9 protein-coding genes are annotated in these 13,381 nt (G+C 73.7%); 7 read left to right on the top strand and 2 right to left on the bottom strand.

Translation table 11 applies throughout. The annotated features are described in order from the left end of the window. Positions 1 to 152: 152 nt before the first annotated feature. From ACFWBD_RS29805 to sucD, 6 genes are all read left to right on the top strand, one after another. Positions 153 to 1,295, top strand: coding sequence for an AAA family ATPase (locus tag ACFWBD_RS29805; protein WP_385673314.1), 1,143 nt, complete (start codon positions 153 to 155; stop codon positions 1,293 to 1,295). A 112-nt stretch (positions 1,296 to 1,407) separates the two neighbouring features. Continuing rightward, positions 1,408 to 4,227, top strand: coding sequence for a DUF5682 family protein (locus ACFWBD_RS29800; protein WP_385673311.1), 2,820 nt, complete (start codon positions 1,408 to 1,410; stop codon positions 4,225 to 4,227). Next, on the top strand, positions 4,224 to 5,396 hold the full coding sequence (locus ACFWBD_RS29795) for a VWA domain-containing protein (protein WP_385673308.1): 1,173 nt from the start codon (positions 4,224 to 4,226) through the stop codon (positions 5,394 to 5,396). Before ACFWBD_RS29800 ends, ACFWBD_RS29795 begins: the two co-directional genes overlap by 4 nt. 624 nt (positions 5,397 to 6,020) lie before the next feature. After that, the gene (locus ACFWBD_RS29790) at positions 6,021 to 6,491 is read left to right on the top strand and encodes a hypothetical protein (RefSeq protein WP_385673305.1); all 471 of its coding nucleotides are present in this window, start codon (positions 6,021 to 6,023) and stop codon (positions 6,489 to 6,491) included. Positions 6,492 to 7,081: 590 nt separating this feature from the next. Next, positions 7,082 to 8,260 (top strand): ADP-forming succinate--CoA ligase subunit beta, encoded by a 1,179-nt coding sequence (sucC, locus tag ACFWBD_RS29785; protein ID WP_385673302.1) that lies wholly within the window; start codon positions 7,082 to 7,084, stop codon positions 8,258 to 8,260. Between the two features lie 21 nt (positions 8,261 to 8,281). Further along, the gene (gene sucD, locus ACFWBD_RS29780) at positions 8,282 to 9,169 is read left to right on the top strand and encodes a succinate--CoA ligase subunit alpha (RefSeq protein ID WP_328480150.1); all 888 of its coding nucleotides are present in this window, start codon (positions 8,282 to 8,284) and stop codon (positions 9,167 to 9,169) included. An 88-nt stretch (positions 9,170 to 9,257) separates the two neighbouring features. Here sucD and ACFWBD_RS29775 read toward each other — a convergent pair whose 3' ends face one another. Then, positions 9,258 to 10,481: a helix-turn-helix domain-containing protein gene (locus tag ACFWBD_RS29775; RefSeq protein ID WP_385673299.1), complete on the bottom strand. Its 1,224-nt coding sequence runs from the start codon at positions 10,479 to 10,481 to the stop codon at positions 9,258 to 9,260. A gap of 97 nt (positions 10,482 to 10,578) precedes the next feature. Between ACFWBD_RS29775 and ACFWBD_RS29770 the strand changes: the two genes are divergently transcribed. Then, entirely contained in the window at positions 10,579 to 12,300 is a 1,722-nt protein-coding gene (locus tag ACFWBD_RS29770; RefSeq protein ID WP_385673297.1) for a DUF6350 family protein, read from the top strand. 178 nt (positions 12,301 to 12,478) lie between these two features. On the opposite strand, the gene ACFWBD_RS29765 is transcribed toward ACFWBD_RS29770, so the two are convergent. Then, complete coding sequence (locus tag ACFWBD_RS29765) at positions 12,479 to 13,225, bottom strand: hypothetical protein (RefSeq protein WP_385673295.1); 747 nt, start codon at positions 13,223 to 13,225, stop codon at positions 12,479 to 12,481. Positions 13,226 to 13,381 lie beyond the last annotated feature (156 nt).

The following is a 13,381-nucleotide window of genomic DNA, read 5'->3' as shown; positions in this document are numbered from 1 at the left end:
GCGAGCGCCCGCCGACCGTCCGACGGCCGTCCGCAGGGCGCCCGGCGCGGGTGACCGGAAGGACGTTTTCGCAGGTCGGATCGCATTGTCAGTGGCGTGGTGCACGGTGGACACCAGATGCCGAACCGGCCGAGCTGGAGGGGGCCTCAGCCATGTCCGTGTCCGTAGATCCCACGACAGATCCAATGTCCGTGAACCCGAGTGGGAACGAGCCGGCGGAAGCATTGCGTCCGCACGCCGAGGACGCCTTCGCCGACGAACTCGCCGCGCTGGCCGCGCAGGACGACCGCCCGCGCCCGGCCCGTTGGAAGCTGTCTCCTTGGGCCGTCGCCACCTATCTCCTCGGCGGTGTCCTTCCGGACGGCACGGTGATCTCGCCGAAGTACGTGGGCCCGCGCCGCATCGTCGAGGTCGCCGTGTCCACCCTCGCCACCGACCGCGCCCTGCTGCTGCTCGGCGTCCCGGGCACCGCCAAGACCTGGGTCTGCGAACACCTGGCGGCGGCGGTCAGCGGTGACTCGACGCTGCTGGTGCAGGGCACCGCCGGTACACCGGAGGAGGCGATCCGCTACGGCTGGAACTACGCGCGGCTGCTCGCGCACGGGCCGAGCCGGGACGCGCTGGTGCCCAGCCCCGTCATGCGGGCCATGTCGGAGGGGGCGACGGTGCGGGTGGAGGAGCTGACCCGGATCCCGGCCGACGTGCAGGACGGCCTCATCACCATCCTGTCGGAGAAGACCCTGCCGATACCGGAGTTGGGGCAGGAGGTGCAGGCGGTCCGCGGGTTCAGTCTCATCGCCACGGCCAACGACCGCGACCGCGGGGTCAACGAGCTGTCCAGCGCCCTGCGCCGCCGCTTCAACACGGTGGTGCTGCCGCTGCCCGAGAGCGTCGAGGCCGAGGTGGACATCGTCGCCCGGCGGGTCGACCAGATCGGCCGCTCCCTCGACCTGCCGGCCGCTCCCGACGGTATCGACGAGATCCGCCGGGTGGTGACGGTCTTCCGTGAACTGCGCGCGGGCGTCACCTCCGACGGCCGTACGAAGGTGAAGTCGCCGAGCGGCACGCTGTCCACCGCCGAGGCCATCTCCGTCGTCACCGGCGGTCTCGCGCTGGCCGCGCACTTCGGCGACGGCGTGCTGCGGTCGGGGGACGTGGCCGCGGGCATCCTCGGCGCCGTCGTCCGCGATCCGGCGGCCGACCGGGTCGTCTGGCAGGAGTACCTGGAGGCGGTCGTCCGTGAACGGGCCGGCTGGACGGACTTCTACCGGGCCTGCCGGGAGGTGAGCGCGTGAACGGGAGCGACGCGCGCGACGGGAACGAGGAGATCCGGGCGTGGGCCCGCGGAGCGTGGAGGGTGACTGTGGACGACGACACGAGGTGGCCCCGCAGGCGTGAGGGCAGGGGATGACGGGCCTCGCGGAGGGCGGCGGCCAGGACCAGGGGGCGGGGCGGCCGTTGCTGCTCGGGGTGCGCCACCACGGGCCGGGGTCGGCGCGGGCGGTACGGGCGGCGCTGGACGCCGCCCGGCCCCGGACCGTACTGGTCGAGGGGCCGCCCGAGGCCGACGCGCTGATCCCGCTCGCCGCCGACGAGGACATGCGGCCGCCGGTCGCGCTGCTCGCCCACGCCGTCGACGAACCCGGCCGTTCGGCCTTCTGGCCGCTGGCCGAGTTCTCCCCGGAGTGGGTCGCCCTCCGCTGGGCCCTCGAGCACGACGTCCCCGCCAGCTTCATCGACCTCCCGGCCACGCACACCCTGGCCTGGGAGAAGGAGGGCCCGGGACCCGGGGGGCAGAACGAGAGCGAGGACGAGGGCGAGGGCGAGCGAGGGGGAACGCGCGCGGAGGACGCGCCCGGCGCCCGGGAGGGGGTGCGGGGGGACCCTCTCGGGCGGCTCGCCGCGGTCGCCGGGTACGACGATCCCGAGCGGTGGTGGGAGGACGTCGTCGAGCACCGGTCGACGGGGGCGAAGGATCCGTTCGCGCCGTTCGCCGCGGTCGAGGAGGCCATGGGGGCGCTGAGGGAGGCGTGCGCAACCGAAGCGGCGGAGGACGGCGACGGCCGGGACCTCGTGCGGGAGGCGTACATGCGCATCCAAGTACGGTCCGCACAGCGGGAGTTCGGGGCGGACGGGGTGGCCGTGGTGTGCGGGGCGTGGCATGTGCCCGCACTGCGCCGGAAGGTCGCCGTCGCCGCCGACCGTGCGCTGCTCAAGGGGCTGCCCAAGGTCAGGGCCGACCTGACCTGGGTGCCGTGGACGCACCGCAGGCTGGCCCGGGGCGGGGGGTACGGGGCGGGTATCGACTCGCCGGGCTGGTACGCCCATCTGTTCGGCGCGCCGGACCGGCCGGTCGAGCGCTGGCTGACGAAGGTGGCGGTCCTGCTGCGTGCGGAGGACCGGATCGTGTCCTCGGCGCATGTCATCGAGGCGGTCCGGCTGGCCGAGACGCTCGCCGCGCTGCGCGGTCGGCCGCTGCCCGGTCTGAGCGAGACGATGGACGCCGTGCGCGCGGTGCTGTGCGAGGGCTCGGACGTTCCGTCGGCGCTGGTGCGCGACCGGCTGGTCGTCGGGGACGTCCTGGGTGAGGTGCCCGCCGGCGCGCCTGCGGTGCCGTTGCAGCGCGACCTCGACCGGCTCCAGCGCCGGTTGCGGCTCAAACCCGAGGCGGACGAACGCGAGTTGGCGCTCGACCTGCGCAAGGAGAACGACGCCGAACGCAGCAGGCTCCTGCACCGGCTGCGGCTGCTGCGTATCGAGTGGGGCGAGCCGACCGCCTCGCCCGGCAGCACGGGGACGTTCCGGGAGACGTGGCGGCTGCGCTGGGAGCCGGAGCTGTCGGTGCGGACCGCCGAGGCCGGGGTGTGGGGGACGACCGTGCTCGCCGCGGCAACCGCCAAGGCGGAAGCGGACGCCGTCGCCGCGCGGGGCCTCGCCGGGGTCACCGAGCTCGCCGAGCACTGCCTCCTGGCCGGGTTGCCGGACGCGCTTCCGACGGCGATGCGGGTCCTCGCCGACCGGGCGGCCCTCGACACGGACGTCGGCCATCTCGCCCAGGCCCTGCCCGCGCTGGTCCGTTCGCTCCGCTACGGCGACGTACGCGGCACCGACACCGGTGCGCTGGCGGAGGTGGCCGCGGGCCTCGCCGAACGGGTCTTCGTCGGCCTCCCCCCGGCCTGCGCCTCGCTGAACGCGGAGGCGGCGGACGAGATGCGGCGCCATGTGGACGCGGTGCACGCAGCGGTGGGGATGCTGGAGGAGACGGCGACGGCCCCGAGGCGGGCCGGGACGGCAGCCGGGACGGAGGCTGACACACCGGCCGGGACGGCAGCCGGCGCACCGGCCGGGACGGCGGCCGGCGCACCGGCCGGGACGGCGTCCGGGAAAGCGGTTGGCGCACCGGCCGGGACGGCAGCCGGGAAAGCGGTCGAGAAAGCGGCCGGGACAGCAGTTGGCGCACCGGCCGGGACGGCGGCCGGGAAAGCGGTCGGCGCACCGGCCGGGACGGCGTCCGGGAAAGCGGCCGGGGTCGCGGGGGGTCGCGCCGGGTGCGTGGAGGCGGACGGGGGCGGGGGGCTGCCGGGTGCCTCCCCGGTGGGCGGCGACCGGGATCTCGGCGGTGAACGCCGCCCGGGTCACGGCGGTCTGCGGGAGCGCTGGCGGAGCGTGCTGCGGGTGCTGTCCGGGCGGGACACCGTGCCGGGGGTGATCCGGGGGCGGGCCGTGCGGCTGCTCCTGGACGAGGGGGAGCTGGACCAGGAAGAGGCGGCGCGGCTCATGGGGCTCGCCCTGTCGCCGGGGACACCGCCGCCGGACGCGGCCGCCTGGATCGAGGGCTTCGTCGGAGGCGGCTCCGGGGGAGGGCTGCTTCTCGTGCACGACGAACGGCTGCTGGGGCTGGTCGACGGATGGCTCACGGCGGTGCCGGCGGACGCGTTCACGGACGTACTGCCGCTGCTGCGGCGGACGTTCTCGGCGTACGAACCGGGGGTGCGCAGAACGCTCGGGGAGCTGGTCCGGCGCGGCCCGGGGGAACGGGCCGGCGGGCCGGGCGCGGGCCCCGGGACACCCGGGTTCGCGGCCGGGCTCGACGAAGGACGCGCGGACGCCGTCCTGCCGGTGGTGCGCCTGCTGCTGGGGTCGGTACCGGGGCTGGGGCTGGGGCCGGGGCCGGGGCCGGATGCTGACACGGCCGACGACAACGAGCATGCGGGGGTGGGCACATGACGACGACCGACGCGGCGACGGCCGAGGCCGGGCAGGAGCGGCTGCGGCGCTGGCGGCTGGTGCTCGGGGGCGACGCGGCGGACGGCACCGGCCACGGGCTCTCCGGGCGGGACGCCGAGATGGACGGGGCACTCACCGCGCTCTACGGGAAGGAGAGCGGGGCCCGGACGGGGCGGGACCGCTCGGCGGGGCTCGGGGCCTCGGCGCCGTCGGTGGCCCGCTGGCTCGGGGACATCCGCACGTACTTCCCCTCCTCCGTCGTACAGGTCATGCAACGCGACGCCATCGACCGGCTCGGGCTGTCCGCGCTGCTGCTGGAACCGGAGATGCTGGAGGCGGTGGAAGCCGACGTGCATCTCGTCGGCACGCTGCTCTCGCTGAACAAGGCGATGCCTGAGACGACGAAGGAGACGGCACGGGCCGTGGTCCGCAAGGTCGTCGAGGACCTGGAGAAGCGGCTGGCCACCCGCACCCGGGCCGCGCTCACCGGCGCCCTCGACCGCGGCACGCGCGTCCGCCGCCCGCGCCATCACGACATCGACTGGAACCGCACGATCGCCGTCAACCTCAAGCACTACCTGCCCGAGTACGGGACGGTCGTGCCGGAGCGGCTCGTCGGATACGGGCGGGCGTCGCGGTCCGTGAAGAAGGAGGTGATCCTCTGCATCGACCAGTCGGGATCGATGGCGTCGTCCGTGGTCTACGCGTCGGTCTTCGGGGCGGTGCTGGCGTCGATGCGGTCGATCAGCACCCGGCTCGTCGTCTTCGACACGGCGGTCGCCGATCTCACCGACCTGCTCGACGACCCGGTGGACGTCCTGTTCGGCACCCGGCTCGGTGGCGGCACGGACATCAACCGGGCGCTCGCGTACTGCCAGGCGCAGATCACCCGGCCCGCCGAGACGGTGGTGGTACTCATCAGCGACCTGTACGAGGGAGGCATACGGGACGAGATGCTCCGACGCGTCGCGGCGATGAAGGCGTCCGGCGTGCAGTTCGTCGCGCTGCTCGCGCTGTCGGACGAGGGGGCGCCCGCCTACGACCGGGAGCACGCGGCGGGGCTCGCGGCGCTGGGCGTACCGGCGTTCGCCTGCACGCCGGATCTCTTCCCGGAGGTGATGGCGGCGGCGATCGAGAGGCGTCCGCTGCCCGTGCCGGACACCGCCTGACGCGACGCGGGGCGCACATGCAAGGATCTGGGGCACGTCGTCGCCGCACGGGAGGAACCTCCCCCCTTGACCTGGCCCACCGCCCTGCCTGGTGCCGCTCTTCGGCTCCTGCGCGTCCTGCGCGGCGCGGCCGGTCGGCGTGTGGTGCAACTGGCTTTCCTGGTGGGCGGGTTGTTCGCGCTCGGGTTCCTCTGCGGGGAACAGGCACACGCGGCGGAGGGCCTGTCCACGTCGGCCCACTCTGCGCCGGCCCAGTCCGTACCCGCCCTGTCCGTACCGGCTCTGTCCGCGCCGGCTCTCTCTGCACCGGCCCTGTCCGTACCGGCTCTGTCCGTACCGGCTCTGTCCGTACCGGCGGGGGTGACCGACCAGGTCGAAGGCCTGACGTCGGTTCCGGCGGTCGGTGCTGAATCGGCCGGCCTTCCCAGGCTCCCCGACCCTGCCGGCCTTCCCGGGCTCCCCGACCCTGCCGGCCTGGCTAAGCCCCCCGTCGTCTCCGACCTGCCCGCCTTGCCCGCCTTGCCCGACCTGCCCGACCTGCCCGCCTTGCCCGACCTCCCCGACCTCCCGAGTCTTCCTGCCCTTCCCGCCCTTCCTGCTCTCCCCGACCTTTCGTCGGTTGCGGTGCCGGTTGTGGAGGTGCCCGCGGCGGCCCCGCCGCCGTCGGCGGAGGGGCTGGAGCAAGAGCACGGGCTCGGTGACCGGGAGACCGCCGACGCGGTGACCGTGACGGTGACGGTGGCGGCGGTGGATGCGTCCACGGATGCGAACAGGGCGTCGTACGGTCCGGTGAGTACCGGCGGCCTCGGCCGTTCGGCCGACGCCGGTCATCGCGCCGCCTACGCCCGCACCGGTCACGCTCCTGCACAGGCCCCCGCTCCCGGGCCCGTGCGCCGCGGGCCCGCCGGTGGCAGCGACGGCGTGCTGGGCGGTGGGGCCTCGGTGCTCGACGGTGGCGCGTCCCGGCACGGCGACACGCATGCCGTCACGCCGTGTCACCGGGTGCCGCTGCGGCTGGTGCCCGGCGGCGCCGTGCGCTCCGACGCGGCCCGCACCCGGGACAGGCGCCGGGACGTCCCGGTCTTCCCCGGCTAGGGGCAGTCCGCCCGACGACCACCCATCGCGCGTTCTCCCGGCCGGCGACCCTTCCGGTATTCGGGGCTGCGCGCGGATCGTGCGGGAAAACCACGTACTACGGCGGCGCGTCATGCGTCTGACCGGTTGACTCCGTGAGGCGGCAGGCCCCCGGACGGCCGAAAGCCTTCGGTCCGTCCGACCGAAACCTCACGGATGGGGCCGAGTGATCCTCATTGGGGTGAGGATCGACCGCCCTGTGCCCCCAAGGGGCTGCTCAAGGGGCCTCACCGGGCCAACCCCAACCCGGTGAGGCCCTTCCCGTCCCCTCCCAGCCCCCTCCTCATCTCCTCCCCGCCCCCTCCTGGTCTCCTCACATCCGGCACGGGGTGTCAGTGAGCCCGGCATCATGTGACAGGTATCACCGCTCAGGTGTGACCCTCGATTTAGGGGCCTCCTGCAAGCAGCGATAACCTGCGAGACGGACATGCCGCGCGCTCGGACACCGTGTGCGCCTCCCTTGTGACTGACAGACGGCTGACGTCACGTTGCCCTCGCGGCACGCCCACGCAGACAACGAACCGCGAGATCACTGATAGGGACGGAAGCGCGTGGACCTGTTCGAGTACCAGGCGAGGGACCTCTTCGCCAAGCACGATGTACCGGTGCTGGCCGGTGAAGTCATCGACACGCCTGAGGCGGCCCGCGCAGCCACCGAGCGTCTCGGTGGCAAGTCCGTCGTCAAGGCCCAGGTGAAGGTCGGCGGGCGTGGCAAGGCCGGCGGCGTGAAGCTCGCCGCCACCCCGGACGAGGCCGTCGCCCGTGCGACGGACATCCTCGGCATGGACATCAAGGGCCACACGGTCCACAAGGTGATGATCGCCGAGACGGCCCCGGAGATCCTGGAGGAGTACTACGTCTCCTTCCTCCTCGACCGTGCCAACCGCACCTTCCTCTCCATCGCGTCCGTCGAGGGCGGCATGGAGATCGAGGAGGTGGCGGAGAACCGCCCCGAGGCCGTCGCCAAGACGCCGATCGACGCCAACGAGGGTGTGACCCCCGAGAAGGCCCGCGAGATCGTCGAGGCCGCGCACTTCCCGGCCGAGGTCGCCGACAAGGTGGCCAACGTCCTCGTGACGCTGTGGAAGACCTTCATCGAGGAGGACGCCCTCCTCGTAGAGGTCAACCCGCTGGCGAAGGTCGCCTCCGGTGACGTCATCGCCCTCGACGGCAAGGTCTCGCTGGACGAGAACGCCGAGTTCCGTCAGCCGGGACACGAGGAGTTCGTCGACCACGATTCGGCCAACCCGCTCGAGGCCGCCGCGAAGGCGAAGAACCTCAACTACGTCAAGCTCGACGGCGAGGTCGGCATCATCGGCAACGGCGCGGGTCTCGTCATGAGCACCCTGGACGTCGTCGCGTACGCCGGTGAGGCGCACGGTGGCGTCAAGCCCGCCAACTTCCTCGACATCGGTGGTGGCGCCTCCGCCGCCGTCATGGCGAACGGCCTGGAGATCATCCTCGGCGACCCGGACGTCAAGTCCGTCTTCGTCAACGTCTTCGGTGGCATCACCGCCTGCGACGAGGTCGCCAACGGCATCGTCCAGGCGCTGCAGCTGCTCGCGGACAAGGGTGAGGAAGTCACCAAGCCGCTGGTCGTGCGTCTCGACGGCAACAACGCCGAGCTGGGTCGCAAGATCCTCTCCGACGCCAACCACCCGCTGGTGCAGCGTGTGGACACCATGGACGGCGCGGCCGACAAGGCCGCCGAGCTCGCGGCTGCGAAGTAAGGGAAGAGGGACAGAACAGCCATGGCTATCTTCCTGAACAAGGACAGCAAGATCATCGTCCAGGGCATGACCGGTGCCACGGGCATGAAGCACACCAAGCTCATGCTGGCGGACGGCTCCAACATCGTCGGTGGCGTGAACCCGCGCAAGGCGGGCACCTCCGTCGACATCGACGGCACCGAGATCCCGGTCTTCGGCACGGTCGCCGAGGCGATCGAGAAGACGGGCGCCAACGTGTCCGTCCTCTTCGTGCCGCCGGCCTTCGCGAAGGCCGCCGTCGTCGAGGCGATCGACGCGGAGATCCCGCTGGCCGTCGTCATCACCGAGGGCATCGCCGTCCACGACTCGGCCGCGTTCTACGCGTACGCCGGGTCCAAGGGCGACAAGACCCGGATCATCGGCCCGAACTGCCCTGGTCTCATCACCCCGGGCCAGTCGAACGCCGGCATCATCCCGGGCGACATCACGAAGCCGGGCCGCATCGGTCTGGTCTCGAAGTCCGGCACGCTGACCTACCAGATGATGTACGAGCTGCGTGACATCGGCTTCTCGTCCGCCGTCGGCATCGGTGGCGACCCGATCATCGGTACGACGCACATCGACGCGCTCGCCGCGTTCGAGGCCGACCCCGACACCGACCTGATCGTCATGATCGGTGAGATCGGCGGCGACGCCGAGGAGCGGGCCGCGGCCTTCATCAAGGACAACGTGAAGAAGCCGGTGGTCGGCTACGTCGCGGGCTTCACCGCGCCCGAGGGCAAGACCATGGGCCACGCCGGCGCCATCGTCTCCGGTTCCTCCGGCACCGCCCAGGCGAAGAAGGAGGCCCTCGAGGCCGCCGGCGTCAAGGTCGGCAAGACGCCGACCGAGACGGCGAAGCTGGCCCGCGAGATCCTCGCGGCCGGCTGAGTTCCAGGCCGGGTGCCGGTGGGCCCGTTCCCCTTGTGGGGGCGGGCCCACCGGCGTTTCCCGTCCGCGGGGGCCGGTCCGGGCCGGGTCATTCGGCGAGGGGGATCAGCCGTTGCGGGCCGTGCAGGATCCCGGACCTCAGCTTCGCTCGCAGGTCCAGTTCCGCTTGTGAGAGCGTGCCGGGGGCCGACCGCGGGGGGATGCCCCGCACCGTCTCGCCGGGGGGAACCGGGGGCTCGTACCGGGTGGGGGCCGTACGTACGGTCAGCGCGGTCGCGCCGATGATCGCGACGGTGAACGCGATCGCCGCCCTGGTCCAGAAACGGGCCCGCCGTTCGCTGCCCACCCGCACGGTGGCCGGCTCGGCCGCGCGCAGCCGTTCGGCGGACGCCACCTCGGCCAGCCGCCGGTGCAGTGCGGCGGGGCTCGCCAGCTCGGGCAGCCGCGCGGCGACCGCCTCACGGGCGTTCAGCAGCCGGTTCGCCGCCGCGGGGGTGCTCGCCTCCGTCTCCGCCGCCGTCTCCGGGAGGTCGAGGCCGATGCCGTCGTAGAGGAGGAGCGTGCGGCGGTAGGGCGCGGGGAGGGTCAGCAGGACGTCCAGGAGCGCGCGGTCGGAGGCGTCGGCCGGGGGCGGCTCCGGGTGGCGGTAGCGGGGTCGGAACCGGTGCCAGGGGGAGAGCGCGTACTCGTACGCCGTCGCCCGCACCCAGCCCGCCGGGTCGCGGTCCACCGCCACCTCGGGCCAGCGCTGCCAGGCCAGTTGGAACGCCCGCTCGACCGATTCGCGCGCGAGTTCGCGGCGGCCGGAGAGCAGGTACGCCTGCCGTACGAGGGCGGGGGCGCAGAAGGCGTACAGGGCGTCGAAGGCCTGAGCGGGTGTCAGGGGGGCGGATTTCGTCTCGGGTTCCGTCTCGGGGACGGGGACGGGGACGGAGACCGCGGCCGGGCCGTGAGTGGAGACGGGGGTGGGGGTGGAGACGGGGACGGCCGGGGTGCGGGTGGCCGGGGTCGGGGTGGGTGCGGATACCGCGCGGCCGGGGTTCGGCTTCTGGTTCAGGCGCACCGTCACCTGGGGTGGGGGCGCTGCCTCCTGGGTGTTCGTCACCATGTCCGCCTTGGTCAGCGATGCCAGCAGTTTCGCGTACGCCTCCCGCCTGCGGCCGCGCGGTGTCGTGCGGCCGGACTCCCACGCGTGCACCGTCTCCCGGGTGACGCCCATCCGCTCGGCGACCTGATCCTGCGTCAGCGAGGCCGCCTCGCGCAGGTGTCGGCGCTGTGGGGGCGGGGGGAGTGGGGCAGGGCTCTGTGTCACAGGGGAACCCTTCGCGCGAAAATGTACATAAAACGTATATTGAGCGACACAACGGAACTTCGCCTGTTACGACGGGAAAGCGCGTGTCGTTGGGAGCATGACGGGCGTGACCCAGATGACCGCTCGCCGACTGTCGTTGTCGCCCCTGCTCGGCCGGATGCGTGACCGAACTTCCGGGCTGGCCGCCGGCCTCCTGGGCGGTGCGCTCGCGGCCGGCCTCGGGCTCGGTTCGTTCGCCGTGCTCGTGATGGTGCTGTGGATCAGCTCGCCGTACCCCGACAGCGGTCCGGACGGCGCGCTGCATGTCGCCGCCGCGCTGTGGCTGCTGGCCCACGGCGCGGAACTGGTCCGCGTCGACACGCTGTCCGGGGTCACCGCGCCGGTGGGTGTCACCCCGCTGCTGCTGCTCGCGCTGCCGGTGTGGCTGGTGCGCCGCGCCGCGCGGGACGCGGTGGACGGGGGCGGCGGTGACGACGAGGGCGCGGTGCTCGTGAGCGCCCGTGCGGCGTGGGCGGGCGTCGTGCTCGGCTACCTCGCCGTCGGGGCGGGCGTCGCCTGCTACGCCGCCACCGGCGGCGCGCTGCGGCCCTCGTGGGCGTGGACGGGGGTGTGTGTCCCGGCGGTAGCCGCGCTGGCCGCCGGGGCGGGGGTGTGGTCGGCTCACGGCCGCCCCCGTGGGCCCGTCGACGGTGCGCTGCTGGTACTGCCCCCCGGTCTGCGGCGGCTGCTGCTCGAGACGGACGGGCGGGAGCGGCTCGGGGTCGCCGGACGGGCGGCGGGGGCCGGGGCGGTGGTGCTCTTCGGGGGCGGGGCGGTGCTGGTCGCGGTGTCCTCGGTGTGGCACCTGGGCGCGGCCCGTGAGGCGTTCCTCCAGCTGACGGAGGGCTGGTCGGGGCGGTTCGCGGTGCTGCTGCTGTGCGTGGCGCTGGTTCCGAACGCGGCGGTGTGGGGGGCGGCCTACGCCCTCGGGCCGGGGTACGTCCTCGGCGCCGGACATGTGGTCGCGCCGCTGTCCTCCGACCCGGCGCCGTTGCTGCCGCCGTTTCCGCTGCTGGCGGCGGTGCCGGAGGCGGGGGGCGGGACGCCGTGGAACTGGGCGGCCGGGGTGGTGCCGGTGATCGCCGGAGTGACGGTGGGGGTGTTCGTGGCTCGGGCGGCGGGGGCCGGGGGTGCTTGGTCGCGCGGGCGGACCGCCGGGGGCGTGGTGCTGGCGGGGGTGTTGTGCGGGGTGCTGATGGGAGGGCTCGCGGGGTTGGCCGGCGGGCCGCTGGGGGTTTCCGCGTTGGCTCGGTTCGGGCCGGTGTGGTGGCAGGTGGGGGGTGCGGTGGTGCTGTGGACCGTGGGGGTGGGGGTGCCGGTGGCTCTGCTGGGGCGGGAGTGGCTGTGCTGGGGGAAGAGGGCGGGGGGTGCTGCTGCCTCCGGCTCGGGGGCGGGGTCCGAGCTGTATGACTTCTCGCCGGTGGAGCGCGGCGGCGCTGTGGCGGCCGGCGAGACGGGTGCGCCCGGGTGGGCCGTGCGGCCCGTGCCGCCCGTACCGGCTGGTGCGCCCGTGCCTGTCGAGCCGGCGGGCCCCGTCAGCCCCTTGGGCCCTGTCAGCCCCCTGGGTCCCATCGCCCCCCTGGGCCCCATCGGCTCCCGGCGGCCCATCGACCCCCCGCGTCCGATCGGCCCCCCGCGACCCATCGACCCCCCGGACCCCGGGGACCCGGTGGGTTACGTGGAGCCGGTCTGGCATGGGGATGCGGCCCGGGAGGTTCGGTGGGCTGCGTTGCGGGAGGCGGGGGAGGACGAGGGGGCCGACGGGAGTGCGGGGCGGTGACCGGAAAGGGGATTTCGCCCCCGCCGCCCCCGCCGTCCCTGCCCTTCCCGTCCCTGGGGGCTGTGCCCCCAGAGACCCCCTTTCGGCCTGGACGGCCTCGTCCTCAAGCTCCCTGGGAGAGGGCACCCCCAGACGGGCTGAAAGAAGCACCGAAGAAACACCCCTGGGCGGGGTGAGATCACGCGTTGGCGCCCAGGAGGTTCTTCAGTTCCTTGGGGAGCAGGTCGTCGCAGGACTGCTTGGCCTCGTTGGTGAGGGCGTCTTTCGTGCAGGTGTAGTAGTCGCTGTAGACCAGCTGCGCGGTGAAGCTCGCGGCGACCAGGGCCAGGGCCAGGGACGCGGTGACCAGGCCGCTGACGGCGGCGGTCTTCTGGGGGCGGCCGGTGGTCTCCGGGGTGGGCGGGGCGTCGGGGTCGGGGGTGCGGGGCTTGGCGCGCAGGGCGCTGATTCCCCAGTTCAGGGCCAGCGCGCCGAGCAGCAGGGCCACGTAAGGCCAGCCGAAGAGCGCGAAGAAGAAGGCCCACATACCGCAGAGCAGGGCGTAGCGCGCGTGGCGCTGGGCGGGGTCGGTGGGGTCCCAGCGCTTGGCGGGGTCGGTGCCGGGGCCGCCGCCCTCGGGGGCGCCGCCGGGGCGCTCGCCGAAGCCGCCGGGGGAGCGGCCGGGCTGCTGGCCGCTCCACTGGCCGCCCCATGGGGTGCGCCCGTCCTCGGGGGTGCCGCCGGCCGGGCGCCGGGGCTGCCAGGGCCGGTCCGGGGTGCCCTCGGGGGGCGGGGCGAAGGGGTTGTCGTCCTCGGGGGGCGTGTTGTCGCCCGAGGGGGCGTCGGGGGGAGAAGCTGGGCGCTCTCGCAGCAGCACGGCGCCGCGCTCCCCTCCCTGCCGTGACTGCGGGGGGAGCGTGAGGAGTCGCAGACTGCGGTCCGGCATCAAGTGGGCGTCTTCCCCTAGTGATCGGCAAGTGATCGGCTTTGGCTGGTATCGAACGGTTTTGAGCTGGTACTGCCTAGCTGGGCCGTCACTTGCAGAACGCACCGCATCGCCACCGCGTTCCCGAGCCCGCTCGCCCCAGACGCTACCTTCCGG

The organism is Streptomyces sp. NPDC060002, from assembly GCF_042737245.1.
Taxonomy (GTDB): domain Bacteria; phylum Actinomycetota; class Actinomycetes; order Streptomycetales; family Streptomycetaceae; genus Streptomyces.
The sequence above is the reverse complement of the archived record's forward strand: the minus strand, read 5'-3'. Positions and strand labels throughout refer to the sequence as shown.

What these genes read in the sequence shown, in the direction of transcription:
- ACFWBD_RS29805 (WP_385673314.1), top strand. Translation starts at nt 153, where the DNA reads ATGTCCGTGTCCGTAGATCCCACGACAGATCCAATGTCCGTGAACCCG.
- ACFWBD_RS29800 (WP_385673311.1), top strand. Translation starts at nt 1,408, where the DNA reads ATGACGGGCCTCGCGGAGGGCGGCGGCCAGGACCAGGGGGCGGGGCGG.
- ACFWBD_RS29795 (WP_385673308.1), top strand. Translation starts at nt 4,224, where the DNA reads ATGACGACGACCGACGCGGCGACGGCCGAGGCCGGGCAGGAGCGGCTG.
- sucD (WP_328480150.1), top strand. Translation starts at nt 8,282, where the DNA reads ATGGCTATCTTCCTGAACAAGGACAGCAAGATCATCGTCCAGGGCATG.
- ACFWBD_RS29770 (WP_385673297.1), top strand. Translation starts at nt 10,579, where the DNA reads ATGACGGGCGTGACCCAGATGACCGCTCGCCGACTGTCGTTGTCGCCC.
- ACFWBD_RS29765 (WP_385673295.1), bottom strand. Translation starts at nt 13,225, where the DNA reads ATGCCGGACCGCAGTCTGCGACTCCTCACGCTCCCCCCGCAGTCACGG.